Source organism: Solirubrobacter soli DSM 22325 (assembly GCF_000423665.1).
Classification (GTDB): domain Bacteria; phylum Actinomycetota; class Thermoleophilia; order Solirubrobacterales; family Solirubrobacteraceae; genus Solirubrobacter; species Solirubrobacter soli.
Genome location: NZ_AUIK01000035.1, coordinates 1 through 26274, shown reverse-complemented (window position 1 = coordinate 26274; position 26274 = coordinate 1). Strand labels below are relative to the sequence as shown.

21 protein-coding genes and 1 pseudogene are annotated in these 26274 nt (G+C 69.7%); 16 read left to right on the top strand and 6 right to left on the bottom strand.

What is annotated here, in order from left to right; translation table 11 throughout:
- Positions 1-14 precede the first annotated feature (14 nt).
- The 7 genes from G569_RS0126510 to G569_RS0126480 all read left to right on the top strand — a co-directional run bounded on the left by G569_RS0126510 (position 15) and on the right by G569_RS0126480 (position 10440).
- Positions 15-3260 carry an adenylate/guanylate cyclase domain-containing protein gene (locus G569_RS0126510; RefSeq protein WP_028065682.1) on the top strand — a complete coding sequence of 1082 codons (3246 nt, stop codon included), beginning with the start codon at positions 15-17 and terminating at the stop codon, positions 3258-3260.
- Positions 3257-4495, top strand: coding sequence for a ferritin-like domain-containing protein (locus G569_RS0126505; protein WP_028065681.1), 1239 nt, complete (start codon positions 3257-3259; stop codon positions 4493-4495). The genes G569_RS0126510 and G569_RS0126505 overlap by 4 nt, the downstream gene beginning before the upstream one ends.
- Positions 4492-5307, top strand: coding sequence for a hypothetical protein (locus tag G569_RS0126500; protein WP_028065680.1), 816 nt, complete (start codon positions 4492-4494; stop codon positions 5305-5307). Before G569_RS0126505 ends, G569_RS0126500 begins: the two co-directional genes overlap by 4 nt.
- Entirely contained in the window at positions 5288-6787 is a 1500-nt protein-coding gene (locus G569_RS51715; protein WP_053227008.1) for an FAD-binding oxidoreductase, read from the top strand. The genes G569_RS0126500 and G569_RS51715 overlap by 20 nt, the downstream gene beginning before the upstream one ends.
- A complete protein-coding gene (locus tag G569_RS0126490; RefSeq protein ID WP_211233086.1) occupies positions 6784-7452 on the top strand; it encodes a Crp/Fnr family transcriptional regulator in 669 nt (222 codons plus the stop codon). The genes G569_RS51715 and G569_RS0126490 overlap by 4 nt, the downstream gene beginning before the upstream one ends.
- A gap of 55 nt (positions 7453-7507) precedes the next feature.
- A complete protein-coding gene (locus G569_RS0126485; RefSeq protein WP_028065678.1) occupies positions 7508-8893 on the top strand; it encodes an HYR domain-containing protein in 1386 nt (461 codons plus the stop codon).
- Between the two features lie 158 nt (positions 8894-9051).
- On the top strand, positions 9052-10440 hold the full coding sequence (locus G569_RS0126480; RefSeq protein WP_028065677.1) for an HYR domain-containing protein: 1389 nt from the start codon (positions 9052-9054) through the stop codon (positions 10438-10440).
- Positions 10441-10443: 3 nt separating this feature from the next.
- On the opposite strand, the gene G569_RS0126475 is transcribed toward G569_RS0126480, so the two are convergent.
- Positions 10444-11367, bottom strand: coding sequence for a putative sugar O-methyltransferase (locus tag G569_RS0126475; RefSeq protein WP_028065676.1), 924 nt, complete (start codon positions 11365-11367; stop codon positions 10444-10446).
- A gap of 85 nt (positions 11368-11452) precedes the next feature.
- On the opposite strand from G569_RS0126475, the gene G569_RS0126470 reads away from it, so the two are divergent.
- Together G569_RS0126470 and G569_RS0126465 are read left to right on the top strand one after the other, a co-directional pair.
- On the top strand, positions 11453-12301 hold the full coding sequence (locus tag G569_RS0126470) for an ATP-binding cassette domain-containing protein (protein WP_028065675.1): 849 nt from the start codon (positions 11453-11455) through the stop codon (positions 12299-12301).
- Entirely contained in the window at positions 12298-13089 is a 792-nt protein-coding gene (locus G569_RS0126465) for an ABC transporter permease (protein WP_028065674.1), read from the top strand. Before G569_RS0126470 ends, G569_RS0126465 begins: the two co-directional genes overlap by 4 nt.
- A gap of 45 nt (positions 13090-13134) precedes the next feature.
- On the opposite strand, the gene G569_RS0126460 is transcribed toward G569_RS0126465, so the two are convergent.
- Together G569_RS0126460 and G569_RS61515 are read right to left on the bottom strand one after the other, a co-directional pair.
- A complete protein-coding gene (locus G569_RS0126460) occupies positions 13135-15303 on the bottom strand; it encodes an LVIVD repeat-containing protein (RefSeq protein WP_157592328.1) in 2169 nt (722 codons plus the stop codon).
- Positions 15304-16374: 1071 nt separating this feature from the next.
- Positions 16375-18573, bottom strand: a complete 2199-nt coding sequence (locus tag G569_RS61515) for a diguanylate cyclase domain-containing protein (RefSeq protein ID WP_084285597.1) — start codon at positions 18571-18573, stop codon at positions 16375-16377.
- A 144-nt stretch (positions 18574-18717) separates the two neighbouring features.
- On the opposite strand from G569_RS61515, the gene G569_RS0126440 reads away from it, so the two are divergent.
- A complete protein-coding gene (locus tag G569_RS0126440; RefSeq protein WP_157592327.1) occupies positions 18718-19224 on the top strand; it encodes a hypothetical protein in 507 nt (168 codons plus the stop codon).
- A 304-nt stretch (positions 19225-19528) separates the two neighbouring features.
- Here the strand turns inward: G569_RS0126440 and G569_RS0126435 are convergent, their stop codons facing one another.
- Positions 19529-20491 (bottom strand): sigma-70 family RNA polymerase sigma factor, encoded by a 963-nt coding sequence (locus G569_RS0126435; RefSeq protein ID WP_028065670.1) that lies wholly within the window; start codon positions 20489-20491, stop codon positions 19529-19531.
- A gap of 135 nt (positions 20492-20626) precedes the next feature.
- Here G569_RS0126435 and G569_RS51700 point away from each other — a divergent pair, with 135 nt between their 5' ends.
- On the top strand, positions 20627-21001 hold the full coding sequence (locus G569_RS51700) for an Hsp20/alpha crystallin family protein (protein WP_211233085.1): 375 nt from the start codon (positions 20627-20629) through the stop codon (positions 20999-21001).
- A gap of 69 nt (positions 21002-21070) precedes the next feature.
- Here G569_RS51700 and G569_RS58945 read toward each other — a convergent pair whose 3' ends face one another.
- A complete protein-coding gene (locus tag G569_RS58945) occupies positions 21071-21865 on the bottom strand; it encodes a hypothetical protein (RefSeq protein ID WP_169542246.1) in 795 nt (264 codons plus the stop codon).
- 164 nt (positions 21866-22029) lie between these two features.
- On the opposite strand from G569_RS58945, the gene G569_RS0126420 reads away from it, so the two are divergent.
- The 5 genes and pseudogenes from G569_RS0126420 to G569_RS66465 all read left to right on the top strand — a co-directional run bounded on the left by G569_RS0126420 (position 22030) and on the right by G569_RS66465 (position 25230).
- Entirely contained in the window at positions 22030-22488 is a 459-nt protein-coding gene (locus G569_RS0126420; RefSeq protein ID WP_157592325.1) for a hypothetical protein, read from the top strand.
- A 298-nt stretch (positions 22489-22786) separates the two neighbouring features.
- Complete coding sequence (locus G569_RS0126415; protein ID WP_028065668.1) at positions 22787-23968, top strand: IS256 family transposase; 1182 nt, start codon at positions 22787-22789, stop codon at positions 23966-23968.
- Positions 23969-24261: 293 nt separating this feature from the next.
- Positions 24262-24549: an IS110 family transposase gene (locus G569_RS61510; RefSeq protein WP_084285596.1), complete on the top strand. Its 288-nt coding sequence runs from the start codon at positions 24262-24264 to the stop codon at positions 24547-24549.
- A gap of 14 nt (positions 24550-24563) precedes the next feature.
- Positions 24564-24947, top strand: a pseudogene (locus tag G569_RS61505) (transposase); the annotation flags it as partial.
- A 22-nt stretch (positions 24948-24969) separates the two neighbouring features.
- Entirely contained in the window at positions 24970-25230 is a 261-nt protein-coding gene (locus G569_RS66465) for a transposase (RefSeq protein ID WP_084285593.1), read from the top strand.
- Positions 25231-25616: 386 nt separating this feature from the next.
- On the opposite strand, the gene G569_RS0126395 is transcribed toward G569_RS66465, so the two are convergent.
- Positions 25617-26087, bottom strand: a complete 471-nt coding sequence (locus tag G569_RS0126395) for a hypothetical protein (protein ID WP_157592324.1) — start codon at positions 26085-26087, stop codon at positions 25617-25619.
- Positions 26088-26274 lie beyond the last annotated feature (187 nt).

Below are 26274 nucleotides of genomic sequence, written 5' to 3'. Positions count from 1 at the left end.
TATCACTACTCGCGATGTCCCGGTTCGAGGAAGCCATCACCGGCACGCTCGAGGTCCTCAGTCGGCGGGGAAGGGTCTCGTACGCCGCGATAACGCGGCAGTACGGCCTGTCGACGGACGATCTCGACGCACTCAAGGACGAGCTGATCGAGATTCTCGGCGCCGCGCGCGACGAAGGCGGCCGCATGCTGGTCGCCGTCGAGCAGGCCGCGCCACGCGAAGGCGCGCCTGAGCGACGCCTGGTCTCGGTCATGGCGTGCGATCTCGTGGCCTCGACGCCGCTCAGCCGGCGTCTGGACCCCGAGCAGCTGCGCGAGGTCATCCGCTCCTACCAAGCCAGCGTCGAGGCGGCGATCAAGCGCCACGGCGGCCACGCCGCCCGCTGGCAGGGCGACGGCGTGATGGTCTACTTCGGCTACCCGCGCGCGGAGGAGGACGACGCGCTGCGCGCCGTCCGCTGCGGCTGGGAGATCATGCGCGACCTCGCCGAGGTGCGCCAGCGGATCGCCGCGGAGTACGGCGTGACGATCCAGGCCCGCGTCGGCGTGCACTGCGGCACGGTCGTCGTCGGCGACGACGGCATCGCGGGCTGGCAGGCCTTCGGCGAGACCCCGAACGTCGCCGCCCGCGTCGAGAGCGTTTCCGCCCCGGACGACGTCACGGTCACGGCCGCGATCAAGGACTTCGTCGGCGGGCACTTCGACCTCGAGTCGCGGGGTCCGCACGAGCTCAAGGGCGTCGAGGAGCCGATGGAGCTCTTCCGCGTCGTCGCGCCCCGCGCCAACGTCGCCCGCTTCGAGGCCGAGCGCGCCGCGCGGCTGGTCCCGCTGATCGACCGCGACCCCGAGCGCGTGGTGCTCGGCGCCGCCGCCGACCGCGCCCGCTCCGGCGAACGGGCGGCGATCCTGCTCACCGGTGAGGCGGGGATCGGCAAGTCGCGGCTGATCCACCACCTGGTCCACCGCTTCGCCGCCGACCTGCAGCCGCTGCACCTGCAGTGCCGCCAGTACGGGGGAGCGACCCCGCTGCACCCGCTCGTCGACGCGCTCCACGAGCACTGGGCGCTGACCGGGGACGCCGCCGAGCGCCGGCGCTCGGTCGAGCAGGCCCTGGCCGGTCACGACGGCCTCGGGCCGCTGCGGGTCGAGCTGTTCGGCGGCCTGCTCGGCATCGCGACGCCGGGTGGCGAGGCGGAGGCGCTGAGCCCGCAGCGCCGGCGCGCGATGACGCTCGACGCGCTCGCCGGGTGGATCGCCGCCGAGGCGCTGCGCATCCCGATGCTGCTGGTGGTCGAGGATCTGCACTGGGCGGACCCGTCGACGCGCGAGCTGATCGCCCGCCTGCTCGCCGCGCCCGGGGACGTCCCACTGCTGTTCGTCATCACGTCGCGCTCCTCGGAGAGCGAGATCGCCGAGCACGCGGACGAGCTCGCACTCGAGCGGCTCGGCCCGGAGGACGCGCGCGAGCTCGTCCGCAGCGCCACCGACGCACAGCTCGACCCGGCGCTCGTCGACCAGATCACCGCGCAGGCCGACGGCGTGCCCCTGTTCGTCGAGGAGATGACGCGGACGCTCGTGGCCACGGGCGAGGGCGGGATCGAGGGCGTCGTCCCGGCCACGCTCTACGGCTGCCTGATGGCGCGGCTGGACCGCGATCCGGACGCGCGCGAGGTCGCGCAGGCCGCGGCGGCGATCGGCCGCCGCTTCGACACCGACCTCCTCGGCGCCCTCACCGGGCTCGGCCCGGACGAGCTGCGCGCGCGGCTGGACACGCTCGTCGCGGGCGACCTGCTGGTCGAGCAGCGCGGCGACAACGCGTACGTCTTCCGCCACGCCCTGATCCGCGAGGCGGCGCGCAACAGCCTGCTGCGCGCCCGCCACCAGGAGCTCCACGGCAAGATCGCCGACCTGCTCGTCCAGCGCCCGAGGCTCGCGGAGGAGCAGCCCGAGGTGCTCGCCGGCCATCTGGAGGCGGCGGAGCGCTTCGGCGAAGCGATCGGCTTCCGGCTCGCGGCCGCTCTGCGCGCCCTGCAGGGCTCCTCCTACCAGGAGGCCGACCTGCACCTCGGCCGCGCGATCTCGCTCGCGGGGCGGCTGCCCGACGGGCCCGAGCGCGACGGCCTCGAGCTGTCCGCGCGCGTGCTCGCCGGCGTGACGCTGACCGCGACCCGCGGCTGGACGGACCCGGAGGTCGAGGAGCACTTCCAGCGGGCGCGGGAGATCGGCTCGCGCGTCGGCGACGTCCCGCAGCTGTTCCCCGCCCTCTCCGGCCTGCTCTCCTACCTGATCGTCAGCGGGCAGTTCGCCGCGGCGGAGGAGATGGGCCGCGCGAACCTCGAGCTCGCGCGGGCGACCGGCGACCCGGGCCTCGAGCTCGAGGCGGAGGTCGAGCTGGGCAACATCCTGGTCTACGTCGGGCGCCTCGAGGAGGCGCTGGAGCACCTCGACCGCGTGGCCGAGCTCTACGACCCGGCGCAGCACCGCCACCACGCGTTCGCGTTCGGCAAGGACCCGTTCGCCACCACCCGTGTGCAGGCGGCGCTCGCGCAGTTCGCGCTCGGGCGCCCGGACGCGGCGCTCGACTCGATCCAGCAGGGGCTCGAGCACCTGGACCGCTTCCCGCACCCGTTCAGCGAGGGCTGGGTCCGGCTCGGCGCGGCGATCATCCACGGGCAGCGGGGGGAGATCGCGCTCTCGCGCGAGTTCGCCGAGGCGGGCGTGGCGCAGGCGACGATCGAAGGGTTCCCGCAGTGGGTGGCGCAGGGGCGCGTCTACATCGGCTGGGCGCGGGTCGCCCAGGGCGCGCACGAGGCGGGCCTGGAGGAGATCCGCGGGGGCCTGGAGATCTGGCGCATGGGCGGTGCCCAGCTCCTGCTCCCATGGCTGCTCTTCCAATACGCCGAAGCGTGTCTGCGTTCGGACCTGCCGGAGACCGCGATCGAAGCAGTCAACGAAGGTCGTCGATTGGCCGAGGAGAACGGTGAGCGTTGGTGCGAGCCGGAGCTGTTGCGGGTGCTCGGCCTGGCCGAGCTGGCGGCCGGTGGAGCGCGCGAGGACGCCATGGAGCGCGTCCGCGAGGCCGCCGAGCTCGCCGCCGCGCGAGGGCATCTCGGGTTCGAGCTGCGGGCCGCGATCGCGCTCGCGGAGCTGGGTGAGGATGACGGCCGGCTTCGGCGCGTTACTCGTGCGATAGGGGAAGGTGTCGACACCGCCGACGTCGCGGCGGCGAACGCCCTATTGCACGAGAGGACGACACGTTGATCGACGTCACCCACAGGCGCCGCCTCGTCGCGTTGTTGACCGAGGCGGCAGAGCTCGAGCACGCGCTGATGTGCCAGTACCTGTATGCGGCGTTCTCGATGAAGCGCCACGTCTCCGAGGGGGTGAGCTGGCAGCAGCTCGAGCTGATGCGCCGCTGGGAGGCGAGCATCATGCTGATCGCCCGCCAGGAGATGGAGCACCTCGGGCTGGTCAGCAACCTGCTCACCTCGATCGGCGAGGCGCCCTGGCTCACGCGCCCGAACATGCCGCTCTCGCCGCGCCACTACGACCTCGAGGTCGAGTCCAAGCTCGAGCGGCTGACCGAGGAGACCTTGCTGCGCTTCGCGCTCTTCGAGATCCCGGACAAGCTGACGCCGGCCGAGCAGGCGGCGCTCGGGGCCAACGTGGATGTCGGCCGCTACCAGACGATCGGCCGCCTCTACGACGAGATCGCCGCGCTGTTCTCGCAGCTGGGCGAGGAACTGTTCATCGGCCCGCCGGGCGCCGAGCTGGCGACGACGGACGTGATCCCCGTGCCGCTGCGGGGGATCTCGCTGCCGAACACGGCACGGATCTACGACGTCGAGCTCGTCCCCGTCGACGGGCTCACGACGGCGCTGCAGGTCGTCGAGCAGATCGTCACCGAGGGCGAGGGCTCGCCCGGGAGCACGATGGAGAGCCACTTCACGCGCGTGCTGACGATCCTCGAGGAGTTCCGCGCCGAGCGCGAACGCGACCCGGGCTTCGATCCCGCCCGCGCCGTCACCGCCCACCCGGACCCGCACCAGATCGCCAACGTGCGGACGCGTCGCGTCAGCGTGTTCTTCGACGACGCCTACGCGGCGCTGCTGCTGTTGCTGATGCGCTTCTTCGCGCACAGCGACGAGCGCTCGGCCGAGCTGACTGGGCTGCAGCGGGCGGCGTTCTTCCCGATGATGACCACGGTCATCCGGCCGCTCGGCGAGGTGCTGACCCTGCTGCCGACCGGGCCCGACGGCCACACCGCCGGCCCGGCGTTCCGCTTCACCCGCAACATCACGCTGCTCCCGCACCGCGAGGCCGCGTGGACCGTCATCCAGGGCGAGCTCGACGCGCTGGCCGAGACCGCGGAGGACCTCTCCGAGGACAACGGCTACCCGGAGGAGGTGCGGGCGCGATTGAGCCTGATGCACGAGAACCTCGCGCGGATCGCGATCGACTTCGGCCTCGCGATGGGCACGGAGGTCGCGCCGTGAGTCTCATCCTGGAGTTCCAGGGCTGGTGCTCGCTGCGCCTGCCCACCGATCCCGACCCCTCGGACGAGCCGCGCGGCGTCAGCGGCTACACGTTCGCGTTCGCCGGCGAGCCGGACTTCGACCGGGTGCTGAACCTGCAGCAGCGGGAGGGGATGTCGATCCGCTCGCACAGCCCGGAGCTGGGCGTGAAGGTGGTCCGTTCGTCCGTGCCCGCGTTGAACGGCGCGGCGGTGGACCTGCTCGGCGGGCCGATCATCGAGAACCGCAACTGGACGCTGACGCTGCCGGGCTTCGAGCCGATCGTTCCGTTCCACCTGCGGGTGGCGAGCGACGCCGCGTCGTTGGAGCGGACCGCGCCGCTGAACCCCGCGGATCCGTCGCAGCCGCTGTGGCAGGTCTCGCAGACCCTGCTCGAGGCCCAAGGCGCGCAGGGCATGGAGTACGAGCCGGCGACGGTCGGCGACGCGACCGGCGAGTGGGACCCGCTGGGCATCGTCAAGGCGCGTCTGGCGACGCTGCAGAGCGACCTCTCGCACGAGCAGGACCCGGTGGCGCGGACCAACCTCCAAGGGCGGATCGCCGAGCTCGAGTTCGCCGCCGCCAACCCGGGCGACCGGCGGGTGCTCGTCCGCAACTTCGTCGAGCGGTTCGGCTTCAACATGGTCGGGGACGCGACGGTCGAGGGCGTGGACGGGCTCGACACGACGGCGCCCTGGCGGATCGACTTCTGGCTCGGCGGGTGGGATCCCGACCTGCTGTGCCTCTACATGAAAGGCGCGCTGAACGTCCCGTATGTCCCTGCTCGCTCGTAAGCATCAGCACCGCGCGAAGCGGCCGGCCGACCCGCTGCCCAAGCTCGACCCCGTCGCGCTCGACGAGCTGGGGATGACGCAGGCCGAGGTCGAGGCGTTCGCCCGCAAGCTGCACGGCTGGGTCGTCCTGCCCGGGATGCCCGACTACCCGGCCGCGGCCGCCCCGCACGCCGCGCCGCGCTGGCCGGCGTACCCGCAGATCATCGTCTTCTGCGAGGTCTACGAGGACGTTCGCCTGTGCATCGAGCTGGCGCGGGAGAAGGCGCTGTGGGCGGTCCCGCGCTCCGGCCGTCACAGCCTCGCCAACTTCTCGACGTGCAGCGGGATGATCATCGACGTCAGCCTGCTCAACGGGATCGCGGTCGACCCGGTGGCGAAGACCGCGCGGGTGGGGGCCGGCGCGAACTTCGGCCTGCTCAACGAGGTGCTGGACGCATACGGGCTGCACGTGCCCGGGGGGACGTGCGCGGACGTCGGCGTCGCCGGCTTCATGCAGGGCGGCGGCTACGGGCTCACTTCGCGGCGTTTCGGGATCGGCTCCGACAACATCGTCGGCGTCACGGTCATGCTCGCCGACGGCTCGATCGTCGAGGCCGCCGAGGACAACGACCACCGCGATCTGTGGTGGGCGGTGCGGGGCGGGACCGGCAACCAGTTCGGGATCGTGCTGGAGTTCACGTTCAAGCTCGTCGAACTGGCGTCCGTGTGGTCCTTCGAGCTGCGCTGGACGCTCGAGGACGCGCCCGCGGCGCTGGACGCGATCCAGCGCCACTACATGCGCAACGCCGACAACGCGGACGTCGGCTACCTGGTCGTGATGGCGACGCTCACCGATCCGGTGACACAGGTGGCCAAGCCCTGGCTGCTGATGATCGGGCTCTACAGCGGAACTCCCGCCGATGGGCTGCGCGCCCTACGGCCGCTGCTGGACGTCGGGTCGCCGCAGTTCAGCAATCAGTCGGGTACGTACAACGTGTTGAACGACGCCTGTCTGGCCGTGCTTCCGGGCCCGGGGCTGCCGACGACGATGGAGGCCAAGCGCAGCGGGTACGTCGCGACGCCGGTCGGCGTGGAAGGCTGGAAGGCGCTCGTGACGTACTTCGCCACCACGCCGAACCCGTACAACATCATGTACCTGGAGCCCTACGGCGGGGCCGCGACGTCCTATCCGCAGGGCGATTCTGCGTTCATCCACCGCGAGGTCGACTTCGACTTCGGCGTCGACTCGTTCTGGGACCCCACTTGGCCGGACTGCGACGAGGAGACCGCGCTGAGTTGGCTGGCCGGGTTCTTCGGCGTCGTCGAGCCGTTCCTGAACGGCGAGATGTACCAGAACTACCCGGTGCGTGACCTGCCTGACTACCGCGAGCAGTATTGGGGCGACGCGTTCGACGAGCTGCTGCGGATCAAGCGCCACTACGACCCCGACGGGTTCTTCCGCTTCGAACAGAGCATCACACCCGCGCTGCCGCGATCGTGAGCTCGGCCGACGAATTCCTCGGACTGCTGGGCGCCGAGGATCGGGCCGAGCTCGAGCGGATCGCTCATCGCAAGGAGGCCGATCGCCCCGACGTGCTGCTGGCGCGGGGCGACGAGGCCGACCGCGTGCTCGTGCTGGTGGCGGGGCGGGTGAAGGTGACGGTCCCGACCGCGTCCGGGACCGACGCGGTGCTGACGTTCCGCGGTCCCGGCGCGCTGCTGGGAGAGCAGGCGCTCGTCGACCGACGGCCGCGGTCGGCCGACGTGATCGCGATCGAGCCGGTCGAGCTGCTGGTGATCGCGGCGTCGACGTTCCGGACGTACCTCGCGTCACACCCGGACGTCGCGCTGGCGATGCTGGCGATGCTCTCCAACCGGCTCCGCGCCTCGGACCGCCGCCTGGCGGAGTTCGCGGCCGCCGACACGCTCGGGCGGGTCGCCGCGCGGCTCGTCGAACTGTGCGACACGCATGGCGATCCCGCCGAAGGCGGCGGCGTGCGGATCACGCTGCCGATCACGCAGGAGGACCTCGCGGGGTGGACCGGCTCCTCACTGGAGTCGACCGCGAAGGCGCTCCGTCAGCTGCGGTCGCTGGGCTGGATCACCACCGGCCGCCGGGCGCTCGAGGTGCATGACCTCCAAGCGCTCCGCGGTCGTGCGGCTTGATACGAACATGTCGAACGACATGGTGATGGGCTGAACATCGGCAGAGGATCGCCGCATGGTGATCCGCACCCTCCTCTCTCTCCCCCTCCTCCTCATCGTCCTCCTGTTGTTCACCGGCTCCGCCGATGCGGCGAAGCTGGATGCGCCGTGGACGGGCGCCGGGTCGGGCTCGGCCAAGGTCGTCTCCAACGGCGTGGCCGCCGACCCGCAGTTCGACTACAGCGTCGTCAGCACCGGCGCTTGGACCTTCACGAACGTCGCCGCGACGGCGCGCCAGGTCCCGATGGCCTATGACTACTCGGGCTTTCACTCGTGGTTCAACGTGCGCGTGAAGCTCGTCGCGTTCGTCTCTCGCGGCGGCTCGGACGTCTGGACCAAGTCGATCGTCGACGCGGGTCCGGTGAACTGCTGCACCGCGCCCTCCGGCGGCTTCTCGTACAAGGGCCAGACCTCGTTCGACGTCAAGGCCGGCGACGTCTACGGCTTCCGGATCAGCGGCAGCAACGGCGACAGCGATCCCACGGTCCGCGGCTCGCTCAAGCTGCAGGAGGTCGACTCGACCCCGCCCACGGTCACGCCGGTCGTGACCGGGACCCAGGTCGCCGGCGGCGTGTACGTCGGTCCTGTCGACGTCTCCTGGACCGTCACCGACCCCGACTCCCGGATCCTCTCCCCGCCCTGCCCGACGACCACGGTCGCGGCCGGCGAGGCGAAGACCGTCACCTGCAAGGCGACCTCGCGCGGCGGCGACACCACCAAGTCCGTGACGATCGCGCGTGACAATGACGCCCCCTCGCTGACCGTCCCGTCCGCGGTGGTCAAGCAGGCCGCCGGCGCCGCCGGCAGCGCCGTGGTCACCTATGACGCGACCGCGACCGACGCGATCGACCCGGCGCCGGTCGTGTCCTGCGCGCCCGCCTCCGGCTCGTCGCTGCCGCTCGGCACGACCACTGTGACCTGCACCGCCACGGACGCGTCCGGCAACAGCGCGACCAAGTCCTTCGACGCGATCGTCTTCCCCGGCACCGCTCCGTCCACGCAGCCGTCGGTCAACCCGTCCTCGGGGACGCCCACGCCCGCGCCGGCGGCGAAGGCGATCAACGCCGTGCTCGCGTTCCGTTTCACGATCTCCAAGAAGACCACCCGCCTCGTGCAGCTCAAGGTCAAGAACCTCCCGAAGGGCGCGACCGTGACCGTCACCTGCAAGGGCGGGAGCTGCCCGAAGAAGCTGCGCGGCTCGGGCTCCGTGCTGACCAGCAAGGGCTCCTCGCTGAGCCTCTCGACGCTGGTCCACGCCAACCTCAAGGGCGGCACCACGATCAACATCGCGATCTCCGCCTCGGGTGCGCTGACGACCATCAAGTCCCTCGCCGTCCGCAAGGGCAAGGCGCCGGTCGTCAACACCTGCACCGCCTCGGGCACGAAGCCCGTCGCCTGCTGAGCGAAGGACCGCTCGCCTCTGCGCGTCCGGGAGGCCGACACCTCCCGGGCGCGCACCCGCAGGCGATCCTGCCGGATATCCGCAACACCACGGGCGAGTTCCGCGTTTACGCGGTGATGCTGGTAACGATCAAGCAAGTTCGTGCGCGCAGCGCTTCCGTGCTCGTAGCCCTGGGCGTGCTCGGCGCTCCTTCGGCTGCGTCGGCCGAGACCCTGGTCGCGTGGGGTGGCACGCCCTCAGCGATGAGCGCCGTGCCGGCGGGCGACGACTACGTTGCCGTCGCCGCCGGGCGCATGCACGCCGTGGCTCTCAAGCGGGACGGCAGCCTCGCGGCCTGGGGATTCACGCCGACGGCTGTGCCGGCCGGCAACGACTTCACCGCCGTCGCTGCGGGCGAGGACACCAGCGTGGCGCTCAAGCGCGACGGCAGCGTCGTCACCTGGGGGAACCCGATGGCCGTCGCCCCGGCGGGCAGCGACTACACCGCGATCGCGACCAACGGCGCCAACATCGTGGCGCTCAAGCGCGACGGCAGCCTCGTCGCCACGGGCTGGAACGGCTGGAACATGACCGAGGTGCCCGCCGGCAACGACTTCGTCGCGGTCTCCGTCGAGCTTCGCCACGGCGTGGCGCTCAGGCGCGACGGCAGCCTGGCGGGCTGGGGCCTGAAGACGGTCGGGCTCCCCGACCCGCCCGACTACACGATCGTCGCCCCGGGCCACGACTACACCGCGGTCGCCGCGGGTTGGATTCGCGGCCTGGCGCTCAAGCGCGACGGCGGCCTCCTCGCGTGGACCTATAACGATTGGGCCTCGACGCCGGTGCCGCCCGGCAATGACTTCAAGGCCATCGCCACCAACGCCAACACCGTCGCGGCGCTCAGGCAGGACGGGACGCTGGTGTCGTGGGGATGGGCGGCCACGCCGTACACGGACGTCTCCGTGCCGAACGGCGCGTTCACGGCGGTCTCCGCCGGACCCGACTACATCGTCGCGCTCAAGGACACGTCGCCGCCGTCGGTCACGGTCCCGGGCAAGATCACGGCGAAGGCGACCTCGTCGGCCGGCGCCTCGGTCACCTACAGCGCCAGCGCCGTCGACGCGGTCGCCGGACCGGTCGCCCCTACTTGCTCGCCCGCTTCGGGCAGCGTGTTCGCGCTCGGCACGACCACGGTGACGTGCGCGGCCACCGACTCCTTCGCGAACCGCGGCACCGCCTCGTTCCCGGTTGTCGTCGGCACCGCGCCGAGATGCTCGGTCAAGCTGGCGTCGCGGAAGGTGCGCGTCGCGCGCGCCCGCGTGCGGATCACCGCGACCTGCGACCAAGCGGGCCGCGTCCGGCTCAGCGGCCGCAACGTGAAGTCCGCCACCGCGACGCTCGCGGCCGGCCGGCCGACGGCGCTCTTTCTGAAGGTCTCCCGGCGCGCGCTCGCGTCGCTCCGGCGTGGGCAGCGGGTGACCGTCGCCATCGCGCTGACCATGACCACCGAACTGGGGAAGGCCGTCGCCAGGACGCCGGCCGTCCGTCTGACCCCAGGACGCCGCTGACAACTACTCCGGGATGGTCCAGGCGGCCTCTTGGAACATCGTCTGGACCGGCGCCGGGCGCCAGTAGCGGCGCTGCCAGCGGGCGGGGAAGTCGTACTTCGCGAACGCGGCGTCGACGCCGTCCGCCGCGTTGATCCAGCTCTCGAGCTGCTTGAGGTAGACCGTCCCGCCGCCCGCGACCACGGTGTCCAGCAGCCGCAGATAGCCGTCGATCTGCGCCTCGGTCATCTCGCCCAGCGACGACACGGACAGGCCGAGGTCGAACGAGCCGGGGTCGAGCGAGCTCGCCTCCTCCGGGCTCAGGAACGTCAGGCGCTCCGGATCGAAGAGCTGCGACAGGTACCACTGCGAGATCGAGCGGGTCGGCTGGATGTCGATGATCGTGTACGTCGCATTCGGGAAGAGCGTCAGCAGCGCGTACGCGAGCCGCCCGTACCCGGCGCCGATCTCGAGGATCGAGGACGGCTGGCGCCCGTTCAGCGCCTCCATCATCGCGTTGACCTCGAGGGCCGAGTTCGAGACGTCCTGCGAGATGAGCCGGCCGTTGCGGTACGCCGGGAGCGGATTTCCGGCCTTCGGCTCCTGCAGCGCGCGGATGTCGAAGGACACGGCGCGGCGGGCGTAGTCGTCCAGGAGCCGCGTGACCCACACGTACAGCCAGCGACTGCGCTTCGGCCACGGGATCCCTTCCCAGGCTTCATCGGACAGGTCGATCGACTCCGATGCGCTGCGGAGCCACGTCGCGGGCTTCGTGTTGCGCATCAGGAAGCGGATCTGCTGATCGCGCGGGGCCAGCGTCCACACCCACTGGAACGTGAAGTAGCGCAGAGCCTGGTGGCGCTTGATGCCCTCGAACCCGAAGCGCTCGAGGTCGCGCTGGTGCTCGGCCGCAAGCTCAGTCCAGAAAAGTGAGGGCTCCGTGCTCATGGGGGCGAGTCTAGAACGGCCCCTTGGCACCCTGGTGATGCCGTGTGCACTTGACGCGGTGCCAAAGTGGTGCCACAGTGGCTCCATGCTTGGCATGATCTTTGTAGACGGACTTCGGAAGTCGTTCGGCGAGCAGACGGTGCTGGACGGCATCGGCTTCTCGGTCGAGGAGGGCAGCGTGTTCGCGCTGCTCGGACCCAACGGCTCGGGCAAGACGACCACGGTGCAGATCCTCTCGACGCTGCTCGCGGCCGACGCGGGCGAGGTGCGTATCGACGGGCACGACGTGGGCACCGACCCCGACGGCGTGCGCGGTGCGATCGGCGTCACCGGCCAGTTCTCGGCCATCGACGGGCTGCTCACCGGTCGCGAGAACCTGATGCTGATGGCGGACCTGCACCACCTTCGGCGGCCCGAGGGGGTGGCGCGGGCGGAGGAGCTGCTCGAGCAGTTCGACCTCGTCGAGGCGGCCGACAAGCCCGCCGTGACCTACTCGGGCGGCATGAAGCGCCGGCTCGACCTGGCGATGACGCTGGTCGGCAGCCCGCGCGTGATCTTCCTCGACGAGCCGACGACGGGCCTGGACCCGCGCAGCCGGCGGACGATGTGGGACGTCATCCGCCTGCTCGCCGCCAGCGGCGTGACGATCTTCCTCACCACCCAGTACCTCGACGAGGCCGACGAGCTCGCGACCCGCATCGCGGTCCTCGACCACGGCAAGATCGTCGCCTCCGGCACGCCGGAGGAGCTCAAGCGCCGCCTGCCCCGCACCCACGTGACCCTGCGCTTCGCCGACGCGGCGAGCTTCGCCACGGCGCGCGGCCTCCTCGACGTCCAGGACGCCGACGAGGGCGCGCTGACGCTGCAGGTCCCCACCCACACGCCGAACCTCGACGACGTCTTCTTCGCCGTCACCGGGAGCGAGAATCGATGACCGCCTACGCCCTCTCCGACTCCACCACGATGCTGCGCCGCAACCTGCGGCGGATGCGTCGCAACCCCGGCCTGACGCTGTTCGTCGCCGGCATCCCGATCGTGATCCTGATGCTGTTCGTCTACGTCTTCGGCGGGACGCTCGGTGCTGGGCTGCCCGGCGTCACCGGCGACGACCGCGGCGCCTACGTCGACTACCTCACGCCCGGCATCCTGCTCTTCACCGTCGTCGGCGGCGCGCAGCTGACCCCGATCGGCGTCGCGATGGACATGACCGAGGGCATCATCGCCCGCTTCAAGACGATGGCCGTCTGGCGTGGATCGGTGCTCGCCGGCCACGTGATCGCGAACATGATCCAGACGCTGATCGCGGTCGTCCTGGTGCTGGTCGTCTCGCTCGCGATCGGCTTCGGCCCGAACGCTTCCGCCCTCGACTGGCTCGCCGCGGCCGGCCTGATCACGTTCCTCACCCTGGCGCTGACCTGGCTGGCGGTCGCGCTCGGCCTCGTCGCCAAGAGCGTCGAGACCGCGAGCAACCTGCCGATGATCCTGATGCTCCTCCCGTTCCTCGGCAGCGGCTTCGTCCCGACCGACTCGATGCCCGCGGGGCTCGCCTGGTTCGCCGAGCACCAGCCCTTCACCCCGATCAACGAGACCCTCCGCGGCCTGCTGCTCGGCACCCCGATCGGGAACGACTGGATCGCCGCCCTCGCGTGGTGCGCGGCGATCACCGTCGGCGGCTATGCCTGGTCGCTGCGCCTCTACGCCCGCGCGCCGCGCAGCCTGTGAGGACCGAGGCCCGGGAGCGCTCGCCCCGGGCCTCGGCTGGATGCTCTACGGCGTGGTGCTGGAGAGGGTGAACGTCAGCGTCTTGCTGTACGTGCCCGTGCGCAGCGCGTCGGTCGCGCCGATCGCCTGCGTGAACGTGATCGTCGGCTGATCGTTGGAGACCGGGCCGGTGTACGTCTTGACCACGCCGAGGCCGCCGATCGGCTGCGGCAGCGCGAACGTGCCGTTGACCAGGCGGCCGGTGTTCGTCGCGCTCGGGTCGGCGACGCTCAGCGTCGCGTCGCCGCCGGTCGAGATGACCGTGGCCGAGGTGGACGCCGTGTACGTCTTCGCCAGCCCCGGCGTGAACGCGCCGAACTGCGCCGGAGCGCCCATCGTCAGCGCCAGCGTCGCCGCGACCGTGCCGCCCGCGCTGCCGGTGACGGCCGTGGCGTTGACCACGTACTCGACGGTCTTGACCGTCTCGTTCCCGGCCTTGTCGAGCGCGGTGACCGTGTAGGACGCTGGACCGATCTTCGACGTGTCGAGATTCGTCACGCTCGCGGTGCACGACTCGACGCCGAGGCCGTCATCCGCGCACGAGAACGCGGCCGGGACGGCGGAGCCCAGCACGTAGCCGGCGCCCGCGTTCGTCGACGTGACCGTCGGGGCGGCGTTGTCGGCGGCGATCGCGCCGATCTGCGTCTGCGGGTTCGAGTACGCGACGGTGTTCGCGCGGTCCGTGAACGTGTTGTCGAGATCCCACACGACGAGCCCGCGATAGATGTCGGCCTCGTAGATCTCGCCGTTGTACCAGTAGGTGGACCAGTCGCCGCCGTCCGGATAGCCGTCCCCGCCGTAGGTCGTCGTGTGCGGCAGCGGCTTCGGGTCGGCGTACGCGATGACCTTCGGCGCAGCGGGCTGCGTGAAGTCGATCACGTTGATGCCGGCCTGGTAGTTGCCGGAGACGATGTAGTTGCCGCCCTTGGTCGGCACGGTGTTGAAGTTGTGCCAGGTGCAGTTCTCGGTGTTGTTCTGCGCCCGCGGCATCACGACCGTCGAGATCGTCTCGCCGGTCGCGACGTTGAGGAAGAACAGCGACTTGTTCAGCGTCGAGCTCGTGGTCTGGCAGTTCGGCGCGACGCCGCCGCCCGGCTCGTGACCGAACGCGACCGTCTTGCCGTCATAGCCGAACGCGGCCGAATGGCCCGTCCCGACGCCGAGCGAGCGCGACCACAGCTGCACCGGGTTCTCGATCCCGCCCGGCAGCGTCGGGTCGATGGTGGCGTCGAATTTGAACATCGTGATGCCGTTGCCGCCGGCGCACGACGCATAGCTCTCGGCGCCGTTGAGGAACACCGTGTTGTCATGGCACTGGCGGCCGGCCGGCGCCTGCTTGACGTACGAGGCCTGGGTCGGATCGGAGATCTTGATCTTCAGGACGTCCATCCACGTGCACGTGCCGGACGAGCCGCCGTTGTAGATGTACAGCGCGTCGCGGTCAGGTGCGGGCACCGCCGTCGCGGTGTGCGAGCCGCAGCCCTGGCGCGGCACGTCCTGGGTGGAGAACCGCAGCCCGCGGACGAACACCGGGTTGGCCGGGTCGGTGATGTCGAAGATGTGGATGCCCTCGAAGCCCTGGCCGACCAGCTGGCCGCCGCAGGACTGCGTCGCCGCGCCATTGGCGCTGACCGGCGAGTCCCACGAGCGCACGAGGATCTTTCCGTACACGACCATGTCGCCCTGCGAGGTGGTGCAGCTCTTGTTGAGATGGACCTGCTTCGGCTTCGCCGGGTCCTCGATGTCGATCACGACGAAGCCGTCGTTGGTGCCCATGTACGCGTAGTCGCCCTGGAACGCCAGATCCGAGTTGTACGGAGCCGGCAGGTACGGGATCACGTTCGGCGAGTAGCCGAGCGGCGTCATGTTCGGCGAGTACTCGTACTCGCTCACGACCTGCTCGAACGTCGGGTCGGCGGCGATCGCCACCCCCGCGGCCGCCGCCTTCGCCGCCGTCGACGTGAACGGGCCGCCCTCGCCATCGCACTCGTGTTCCACGTGCACCGGCCGCATGCCGACCCACATCGCGCTGTTGACCGACAGGAAGCTGCTCGCCGCCGTCGCCTTCGCGTTCGCGCTCGCGCACGGATGCGCCACCGCCGACGCGGGCGCCATCAGCGCCAACGCCGCCACCGCGCCGGCCGAAGCCACCGCACCCTTGAACCGCTGCCTCATCTACATCCCTCTCATGTAGAACTCATCCCTTGAGGATCACCTAATCAAGTTCTCATGTGCAGCGATAGCGCGCCGGGCGTGCAGGTCTCTGCACAGGGTGGGAGCGCGTATCCGGCCTACACGGCTCTACCAGAGGGAGAACGGCCCCTCGGTAGTGGCCGCGGGGAAACTTTCGGGGAAATCGGCCCGCTCCCGGCGGGCCGTCTGGCGTTTCGCCGATCGTCGTTCGGCGTCCTCGGCCGAACTCTTGGGGAACCGATCGGCGCCCGTCGACGAGCGCCTGCGATGCCGCGGTCCGCCCGGCAATCGGACCCCGCAGAACACGAAAGACCGGGTGACAGCCCGGTCTTCCATTGCGGTCTTCCGACCACTCCGCCGCACCGTCACCGGTGTGGCCACATATGAACGTACGTCGAGCTGTACCCGATCAGCGGGCCATAACGCCAGTTGCGGGCCTGAAGGCAGACCACGCTCTGCCTAGAGTGGCGAAGATGTTGCTTAGTGGTCACGTACCAGTGAAGCGGCGTCCCGCGGTCCGACCGCTTTTGCGCCGGACCGGGTCTGACGGAGCAAGGACCTCCGTCAAACCCGGCCTGGGGCAATCTGCAGGCTGCGCGGGCGACGGCGCAGTAGACGCAACGGACGCCGAGCGCGGGCCCGCTACTCACGAGCAGGAGGTCCCCGGTTCGAGCCCGCGACCGCCCATCCGTCGAACCGGCTGCAAACAGCAAGGGACAAGCAACCCGGATCGGAGCGCGGCCTGGCCCGGCTCGAGCGGGGCTAGCTTAGTCGCGCCTGCGGCCCTGAATTTCCGCGGTGCCGCGGTCCGCCCGCGCGCTTGCTGCTGAACGCGAAAGACCGGGTGGCCGCCCGGTCTCCGTTCGCGGCCTTCCGGCCACTCAGCGCCACGGTCAAGTCCCAGGCGCATTCCAGGGACACCGCGGAATGGCACGCCCCAATACGTGCTCTCGGCGAGTGCCGAGTGTCTCTAGACCTGACCTGGGTGGACTCGCCGCTTCGCCGGTACACCCGCAACGGCTGAGCCGAGCGTCGCCCGAGGCGTCCTGGCGATCAAACTGCGACAGCGGTCGTGCTCGCCTCGCGTGGTTTGGGTGACGAGGAAGCGGGCGCGAGGCGGCGGAGGAGCGTCTGGGCGGCGGCGATGACGAGTCCGCGGTCGTAGACGATGGCGAACTCGAAGCGGCGTTCGCGGTCCGGGCCGGTGTCGCCGAGATCCATGGCGACGAGCGCGCCGGCGAAGTGCGGGCCGAGGACGACGACGCTCCACTCGCCGGCCAGCGGGTCGTCGGCCTCGATCTGCGCGCCGCGGACGCCGGGAATCGGCTCCTCGCCGAGGCCGACGCCGAGGGCGCCGACGAGGCTCGCGCCGCGCACCAGCGTCTCGTAGCGCCGGACCGTCTTGGGGGTGAAGTGCTTGGCGTCCTGGAACGCCGAGAGGATCACCGCGCCCTCGCCGATCCGCAGTGCGCGGTGCTCGAGATGATGGCTCATCGGGAGCAGCAGGCGCTTGGTCGCGTGGGCGGTCGAGCGATCGGCCGTGACGATCTCGAACGGCGTGCGACCGGGCCGGCGCGCGCTGTGCGGCCGGCGACGCAGCCGCATGCCGCCGAGCTGCGGGTGTAGCGGGCCGGGGCGGCCCCAGTGCCAGCCCTGTCCGAGCGTGGCCCCGAGGGTGCGGGCGACGGCGAGGTGCTGCTCGTTCTCGATGCCCTCGGCGAGCACCCTGGCGCCGGTGCGCTCGTGCTCGGCGGCGACTGCGCTGACGATCGCGGCCTGGTCGGTCGAGGGGCGGTCCTGGACGAGGCTGAGGTCGAGCTTGATGACGTCAGGGGCGACGAGCGGCAACAGCGCCAGCGAGCGTACATCGGCGCCGAGGTCGTCAAGCGCGATCCCGCGGCCCGCGGCACGATGCTCCTCGACCACGCGGACCAGCTCGGCCGGGCGGTCGGTGACGGCGCGCTCGGTGATCTCCAGCATGAGGTCGAGCTCGCGCTCGGCGCGCTCCCACACCGCTCGATGTTCTTCGGGGCAGGGCGCGCCGATCGCGCTGGGCTCGCAGTTGAGGAACAGGGTTGCCGTGCGGCCCAGGCGGGCTTCGAAGGCTGCACGGACCGCGACGGCGCGGCAGAGCCAGTCGAGCTCCCCTACACGGCCGGCGGCCGCGGCGGTCGCGAACAGGCGGTCGGGACGTTGGAGGACCGAGCCTTCCGGGCCGCGAGCGAGCGCTTCGTAGGCGACGAGGTCGCCGCTGACGATCTCGACGATCGGTTGGAAGGCCGCGGTCAGGTCGCGCTCGGCGAGAATGCGGTCGAGCTCGTCCACCGCGCTGTGCGGGTCGAATCCGTCGTCGGGACGCACGCCGGTCCCCTTGGCGCGGGAGCGGTAGATGTGGAAGTTGTCCTTGCCGCCGCCCTTGGCGACGTACATCGCCGCGTCGGCGTGACGTAGCAGATCCTCGGCGGTCATCGCGTCGCGCGGGTAGGCGCTGACCCCAACGCTTGCCCGGACCTCGAGCGGGACGCCGTCGACGTCCAACGGCTCGTGCAGCGCCGTGATCACGCGACCGGCCAGCTCGGTCGCGACGGTCGCGACGTCGGTGGCCACGTTGCGGATCAGCAGCGTGAACTCGTCCCCGCCCGGGCGGGCGACGAGATCCTGCGGACGCACGATCGTTCGCAGACGATCCGCGACCGCCCTCAGGAGCTGGTCGCCGACCATGTGACCGTGGCTGTCGTTGATGCGCTTGAAGTCGTCGAGGTCGACGAACAACAGCGCCAGCTCGCTGCCCTCGCCGTGCGCCTGGCGCAGCGCGGATTGCAGCTCGGTGTGCAGCGCGGCGCGGTTGGCGACCCCGGTGAGGCTGTCGAAGTACGCGAGTTGATGGATCAGGGCGTCGGCCTCGCGCCGGGCTGTGACGTCCTTCTGCACGCCGAGGTACTGGACGAGCTTGCCGTCGGCGTCGCGCTGCGGGGCGAGCGCGACCTCGTTCCAGAACGGCGTCCCGTCGGCGCGGTAGTTCAGCAGCGTGACGTAGGCCTCACGGCCCGCCCGGACCGCCTGGCGCAGCGCGTCGATCGCGCGCGAATCGGTCTCGGGCCCCTGAAGCACCGAACAACTACGACCTACCATGTCGTTCGCGCTGTAACCCGTCATCTCCTCAAACCCGGGACTGACGTACGTCAGCGGGAACCCCGCCTTCGTCGCGTCAGCGATGACGACACCCGCGATCTCCCCACTGTCAACACGCATATCTCGATGATCGGCCGGGCTCCAACAACCTGGAGCACGGCTGTCACTTGCAGAACGAGCGCCGCGTCCCGGCACCGTCGAGACGCTTTATAACTCACCGTCGAACGGCTGCTCATTCACTCTGGCGGAAAGGAGAGACGAGCGATGGCTGCAGACGATCACGGGTCCGAGGGCTTCACGCCGGCTCAGCGTGAGCAGATCGATCGTCGTCGTGTCGATCAGGATCGGACGCTGCTCGCGATGCATGCGCTGGAAGATGCTCTCGGGGCCGCGGCACCCTCACGTGAGGCGCGATGGCATGAGACCGTGCTTGCCGCCTTGGCTGTCCTCGGCGAGGTCACTGAGGCGGAGGCCAAGAATGCTGACCAGCCCGACGGGTTGCTCTCTGATATCGCGTTCAACCAGCCTCGGCTCCGCAATCGCGTTCGGGGTCTGCGCACGCAATACCGCCAGATACAGCAGAGCATCGACGCGTTGCGGCGTGAGTTCGAAGGGTCAGAGAGCGCCGTGGTGGACTTCGCGGATATCCGGCAGCGTCTCGCCTGGGTGCTGACGGCGCTCCGGCATCAGCGGTCGCGCGAGTCCGATCTCATCTACGAGGCGTACTACGAAGCGTTTCGCATTGACCTCGGCCGAGAGGCCATCGACTGACGGCTCGGCTGGCTCGGCGAGTGGAGATGTCGATCGAACTGAAGGACGAAATTCATTTTCGTAGGGGTTGACGATCGCGATCAGCGTCCTATCTACTCAGGTGAACGGACGATCGAAATATCAAGAATGCGGCTCACTTTCGGTGGAGCCGGGGCCGATGATCGGGGTGTGCCGTCGCGCTACCCACCGCCTTCGAAGAGGGTCAACGGTCCCGGCTCCACACGCTTTGATGGTCGGGGGACTGTGGCGGATGTCGCGTGAGCTCCCGGCGGTGCGGGACGCGATCGACATTGCGCACAGGCGTCTAAGCCGCGCCGGTGGCATCTTCGCTGCGGTGGAGGTCAGTGGGAGTGGGGTCTGCGCCTAGGGCCGCGCCGAGTTTGGCGAGGGCGCGGCGCTCGAGCTGGCGCACGCGCTCGCCGCTGAGCCCGAGCCGTTCGCCCACCTGGCGGAGCGAGAGCTCGTCGCCGTCGAGCCCATAGCGCAGGGCGAGCACGCTGCGCTCGCGCTCGGACAGACCGGACAGGAGGCTGTGGAGAGCCTCGATCTCGACCGCGCCGAGCACCCGTTCGTAGTCGTCTTCGGCCAGCGGGTCGACGACGAGATCGCCGAAGGAACCGAGCTCTCCGTCGACACCCAGGACCGGCTCGTCGAGCGAGCGGCCGGCCTCAGCGGCGACGAGGTCGTCGATGTGGGCGGGTTCGAGGCCGCTGCGCTCCGCCAGTTCCAAACGCGTCGGTGCGCGGCCGCTGGACTGAAGCGTCTCGTGGTGCAGTTGCTTGAGACGCGAGAGGTTGCGGAGTGCCCGATCGGAGAGCACGACCGGTCGGGTGAGCTCGGCGACGAGGTGTTGCATCGCCTGACGTACCCAGAAGCTCGCGTAGCTCCAGAAGGCCGCGCCCCGGTCGGGATCGAAGCGCTCGAGCGCGCGCAGGAGTCCGACGACGCCTTCCTGGAGCAGTTCCTGACGCCCGATCTGGCTCGTCCGGTACATGGAGGCCATCGCCGATAGCGCCGGCAGGTACGCCTGAATCACCGCGGCGCGAGCGGCCGAGTCACCAGTCTGGGCTCGCTCGACCAGCTGCCGTACCACGTCGACGGAGGGCTCGGGTGTCGCGGCAAGCGCCTGCAGCGAGGCGGTGGCATCGGGGCGCTGATCGGGCTCGCGGCGGCCGAGACGGCGGGCGAGATGGGTATCCAGGCGTCGGCCGGCCTCGACCTCGGAGCCAAGCTGCACGGCCTCGTCACGTGCTTGGAGATCGGTCACGCGATGAGCATACGAAGGGGTTGACAGCGGCCTGGGCGCGGCATATCTAACGTGCCGTTGGCAGCAAACTCGCGTTCGACGGAGGTGTTTTCGATGTTCTTGATCCGCGATCAGTTCGCTCCTTTGGCGAGCCCGTTGACTGAGGCTGCGTACGCGCCGAAAGTCGACGTGGCCGTTGGCGAGAGCGACGTGCTGTTGACCTTCGACGTCCCCGGGCTGACGGCCGAAGACCTCACCATCGAGGTGGTCGACGGGTACCTCGTGCTCGGCGGCGAACGCCAGCGCCCGTCGCTGCCCGAGGGCTCGGGGATCGTGCACGGCGAGCGCCCCTACGGCAGCTTCGCGCGCCGCATCAAGATGCCCGACAGCGTCGACGTGGACGGCGTAGCGGCGAGCCTGGACAACGGCGTGCTGTCCCTGATCGTCCCGAAGTCCGAGCGCGCGAAGCGCAAGACGATCAGCATCGCGTCGGGCAACGAGCGAGCGACCCTCGAGACGACCGCGGCGTAGCCGAACAGCGCGCGCCTCGACATCGAGCTTCGACGCAGTGCCGATGTGCATCGTTGGGCGGAACAAGCGTCACAAGCAACAAGGAACTACAACCGCCGCCATGGAATGGAGCGGCGAACCCGGCTGGCTATGCAGGAGCAGCGAGCGTTCATGCGACGTCTTGCTCCTCGCCTCGCCGGCTGATGTCTCCTTCGGCAGCGGCTGCTCGAGGTACCAGTTCGTCGAGAAGCAGTACATCCGGAAACCAGCAAATTTGACCGGCGACGTCGATTCTCCGAGGTCGGAGCCGCCGCTGGGCGGCACGTGCGCGCTGCGGGATTGTGATGACGGCAGCAGCGGCCTGATCAGCCGGACGCCGGGCTGCTGAGAGCCGGAAGCGTCGAGACGCAGCGCGTGCCTTGAACGCCGGCCGTCGGATACCGCCAGTGCGAGCCGCAAGCTCGGATTCGGCATGTTCGTCGTGCGCAAGGACGGTCGCGTGGTCGGCGTCCGCCGGCGGATCGTTCCGTGGTGTCGCGATGTTCGATGGAATCCGTCGTTCTCACCCGCTAGAACCCAGAGCGAGCGGTGACGCTCCGTGCGGACGTCACTGACCGTCAGGTCGGCGTGCATGCCGCCGAGGTAGTGCCCCGGCGGGTTGCAGATGATCGAGTAGTGCCCCGGCTTGAGATCGAGCGTCACCGTCTTCGTCTTGCCGACGGGCAGATCGCCGATCTCGCTGACGTGTCCAGCCTCGCTCGCGCGGCCGCCGCTGACCGGCAGCTGCGCGGCCGGTTGCGAGGTCTTGAGCACGATGTACTCGTGTGTAACTGCCCCGTCGTTGGTCACGGTGAACGTCACCTTCCCGGCCGCGACGGTGGCCACGGAATCGGTGATCTGGCCGTCAGCGTCTCCGATCAAGTCCCGTGCCGCATCGTCGGCCAGGCTTGTTGCTCACGATGCTTGACTGGCGTCGCCGCACTCGGTTAATCTGCCGCGCCTCCTGTGGAAGGGACTCCTCAATGAGATGGATTAGCGTCATGCTCGTGATGGGCGCCGCGATCGCACTGGCCGCGTGCGGGGGCGGCCTGACCGGCGACTCGTCATGCGTCGACTATGTGAACGCCTCCCGTGATCAGCAGATGGCCGCCGCTCAAAAGGTCGCGCAGGAGATGAGCGTTTCCTACTCGCCGGTGAGCCAGGCGGACGTCGACTCCAAGTGCAGCGTCAACCCGAGGGGGAACCTCAGACTCGCGGTCTCCGGGCGCTCTCTTCCCGAGGGCGCGAAGGGCGCGGCGAAGCCGCTCGGCACCCAGGCGAATTGCCAGGCGTTCCTCGACGCCTCGCCGGACGTCCAGATGGCGACGGCCAACGAACTCCAGGACCAAGGTTACCTCGAACAACTCACGGAAACCGGCATCATCTCACTTATCCGGAAGGCCTGCGAAGGCCAGGACCACCCGGCGCTGAAGACGATTGGTGGGGTCCTGCCGTACGGCGCTGGCTGACCGTCGCGAATACATGGATCGGGCTCGGCGCGAACCGCGAGCTGCTCGCGCGGAGTCGCCCCGCATTTCGCGGTTCGTTTTCTGGGTTGAGACGAAGTCGAAAGGAACGCCCTCGTCGGTAGAGCGTCAGTTGCGGTTCAAGTTGCGCCGCTCGCTGGGTTCATCTCAGTGCCGGTCGGCCGGGTCACGTCCCGTAGCGTGGTGTAGGTCGACGTCGGACGGAACGGAGTGGTTCCGGCCGACGCGGCGCCGATGATCGTCGGACTTCTTCAGGGTTCGACAAGCAAGGGGGTGCCGCGTGGCCGGTGCCGACAGGATGACGATCGAGGAGGTCGTCAAGCAGGTGTTGCTGGATGAGCACGCTGACGTGATCCGCGAGGCCGTCAAGGCGGTGGCGCGGGAGATGATGGAAGTCGAGGTCTCAGAGCTGGTTGGTGCCGAGCTCGGCGAGCGCCGGCCGGATGACCGTGCGACGCATCGCAACGGGTATCGCCCGCGGCGTTGGGACACGCGCGCGGGTGAGATCGAGTTGCAGATCCCCAAGATCCGGCAGGGCAGCTACTTCCCGAGCTTCTTGGAGCCGCGCAAGCGTTCTGAGCAGGCGTTGCTGGCCGTGGTGCAACAGGCCTATGTCTGCGGCGTCTCGACGCGCCGGGTCGACCAGCTGGTGGAGAGCCTCGGGCTGCGGATCTCAAGGAGCGAGGTCAGCCGCGTCTGCTGCGCGCTGGACGAGCACGTCGACGCGTTCCGCACCCGGCCCCTGGAAGGCCGCTACCCGTACCTGTTTCTCGATGCCAAGATCGAGAAGGTCCGCGACGGCGGCCGCGTGGTCAACAAGGCCCTGATCATCGCGCACGGCGTACACGAGACCGGGCGGCGCGAGATCCTGTCCATCGACGTCGGCGAGGCCGAGACCGACGCGTTCTGGACGGCCTTCCTGCGCGGACTGGTCAAGCGCGGGCTGGTCGGCGTCCAGCCCGCCGTCTCCGACGCACACGCCGGCCTGAAGGCCGCGATCGCGAAGGTCCTCGGCTGCGCCTGGCAGCGCTGCACGGTCCATTTCCTCAGGGACTGCTTCGGGCACGCCCGCAAGGACCAACACGGCCTGCTTTGCGCGTTGATCCGCCCGATCTTCGCCGCCGAGTCCTTGGCCGAAGCGCGCGACCGGCTCTCTGAAGCGGTCGCCCACCTCGATGGGCGCCTCGGCCGGATCGCCTCGATGCTCGAAGACGCCGAGACCGAGATCTTGGCCTTCTACGCCTTCCCCGCGGCGCACTGGCGCAAGCTGCGCTCCACGAATCCGCTCGAGCGCTTCAACAAGGAAATCGGCCGGCGCACCGACGTCGTCGGCATCTTCCCCGACGACCGATCGCTGATCCGGCTCGCGGGGATGGTCTGCATCGAGCAGAACGACTGTGTCTCAGGATTCGCGGTGTCGTCCGATAGGGCGATGAGGCTCCCCGTGTTCCTGGTCGCCTGACTCGCAGAGATGATTGCCCGAGTTCTAGGGGGTGGGCGTGGCCTGCTCCGTGGAGCGGATGGCCTGCACTTCGACTTGTCGGCGGCTGGGAGCGTGGGCGGGCCGGCGACGGTGACTTGATAGGAGTGCTCGCGCCGCTGCGGCTGCACCGACACAGAGGCGTCCCGCGCCGGCCCGGCCTCGCAGGCTATATCCCGGCCAGGAGGTCACCGCGTTGATCGTCGGCATCGACATTCACAACACACCCACACCGCAGCGTTGCTCGACGCGCGCGGGGGCGAGATCGGCACGCTGTGCTCCCGAACAGCCGCGACGGGATCCAGCGCCTGCGCGGCTGGCTGGCCGAACACGAGGCGGCTGAAGCGGTGATCGGCGTCGAGAACGCTGCTGGCTACGGGCGGCCGCTGTGCGCGGCCTTGTCGGCCGCCGGGCACGAGGTGCTCAACGTCCCCGCCTGGCGGACGCACCGCGATCGCCACACCTCCGGACCCGGCAAGAGCGACCCCGGCGACGCCCTGGCGATCGCCCACGTCGCCTGCGCAAACGCGACCAGCTCGGGGCCGCGCTGGAGCCCGAGCTGATCCGCGCGATCGCTTTGCTGGAGACGTTTCGCCGCCAGTCGGTCGCTGATCGCACCCAGGCCATCCAGCGCCTGCGCGCGATCTGGACGCAGCTCGATCCCGAAGCCGAAGCCAAGGTCGCTCACATCCATCGCCAGAAGGCATTGCGGCGCCTGAAGCGGATCTCGTTCGGCGACGGGCTGGCCAACGAAGCCGCCGCCCATTGCATCCGCGAGCTCGCACGCGAGATCGATCAACTCAACATCCGCATCACAGCACTCGAGAACGATCTCGGCCGGCTGCTCAACGAACACGGCAACCCGGTCGCCGATCTCCCTGGCGCGGGACCGGCTGTCGCGGCCGCGGTGATCGCGCACGCCGGCGACGTTCGCCGCTACAAGAGCCCCGCCGCCTTCGCGCGCTTCTGCGGGCGCCGCGCCGATCCCATGCGGCTCCGGCCAGACCGCCGAACGCCACCGCCTGCATCGCGGCGGCAACCGCCAGATGAACGCCGCGCTGCACCGGATCGCCGTCGTCCAAGCCCGAGTCCACCCCGACGCCCGCGCCTACCTCAACCGCAAACGCGCTGAAGGCAAGACGACGCGAGAAGCCCGCCGAGCCCTCAAGCGACACCTCGCCAACACCGTCTACCGCCGCCTCCACGCCTGGGCCGAAACCGCGCTCCCCGACCCGACCTCTTGACATAGGAGAGTCGAATGGTTGGTCGGCCGCGGCTACCTCTCGGCTGAGTCGATCTCTCTCGTCATCGCTGGATCAGACGCCTCACCCACCCATGAGGAGGAGATGCCAGAGCTCCAAGCGGCCTGAGCAGCCGATCAGTTCACCGACGATCTCCTACACCACGTCCTGGGACTTGACTGGCGCCGTGCCCGTTGTGCGGCTCGGGCGCTACTACCGCCACCGGCTCGACGCGATTGAGGAATGGGAGCTCGCCGGCGGCGCGCCCGACGAGTAGACGCCGAGGTCTGCAGCACTCGGCGGCGAAGCGCCTTAAGGCCAGTTCGCAGGCGCTGAAACTAAGCCCAGTCCATCTGGCGTCGACATGGTGTAGGAGGCGACGAGCAAAGTCACGCGGTCGATGCTGGCGGGTAGTCGACCGTCCACATCCACGACGTGGATTGAGACGCGTTGAAGCTTCCGCCGAGCGAGAGCTTGTTCTTCTTGACCGCAATCGCCAGTTTGGCGTCCACGCCGTACACATCGGAGTCGGTGAGCTCGAACTTGTCGTGTGTGACCCCGCTCCTGAGTCGCCGCTCTACGAGCGCTTGCCAGCTTGCTTCGTGTGGGTACCAGTGCAGCGGCGTCGCAGCCTCATCGAAGATCGAGACGCTTCGTCCCGGTGCTTCGATCTTGGCGGTGAGGGTTCCGGAGCGATTGCTTCGCGCGCCACCGTCTGCGGTGACCGAAACGTCGCCGTACGGCACCGCGCCCTTGAGGCTGAAGTCACCCTGGTTACGTCCGCTCATCCGTATCTCGATCTTTTTGGCCCCGACATCGAGAAGCACCTGAAGAAGTTCATTGGCGCGGTCCTCGAACACGCGCCCATGAAATCGAGCGAAGGGGTAGTAAATGCCAGCTCGCCGCGGGTGGGCGACGTAGACGACGCCTTTCCGCGGGCCACCGGCCGGGAAGTGGCGAGGACCCCGTCGGGGTGTTGACAGTTCTTTGATCTCTGTTGGGGAGGGCTCTGAGCCGGCGTAGCCGGCGAAGCTCTGTCCGGGAGGC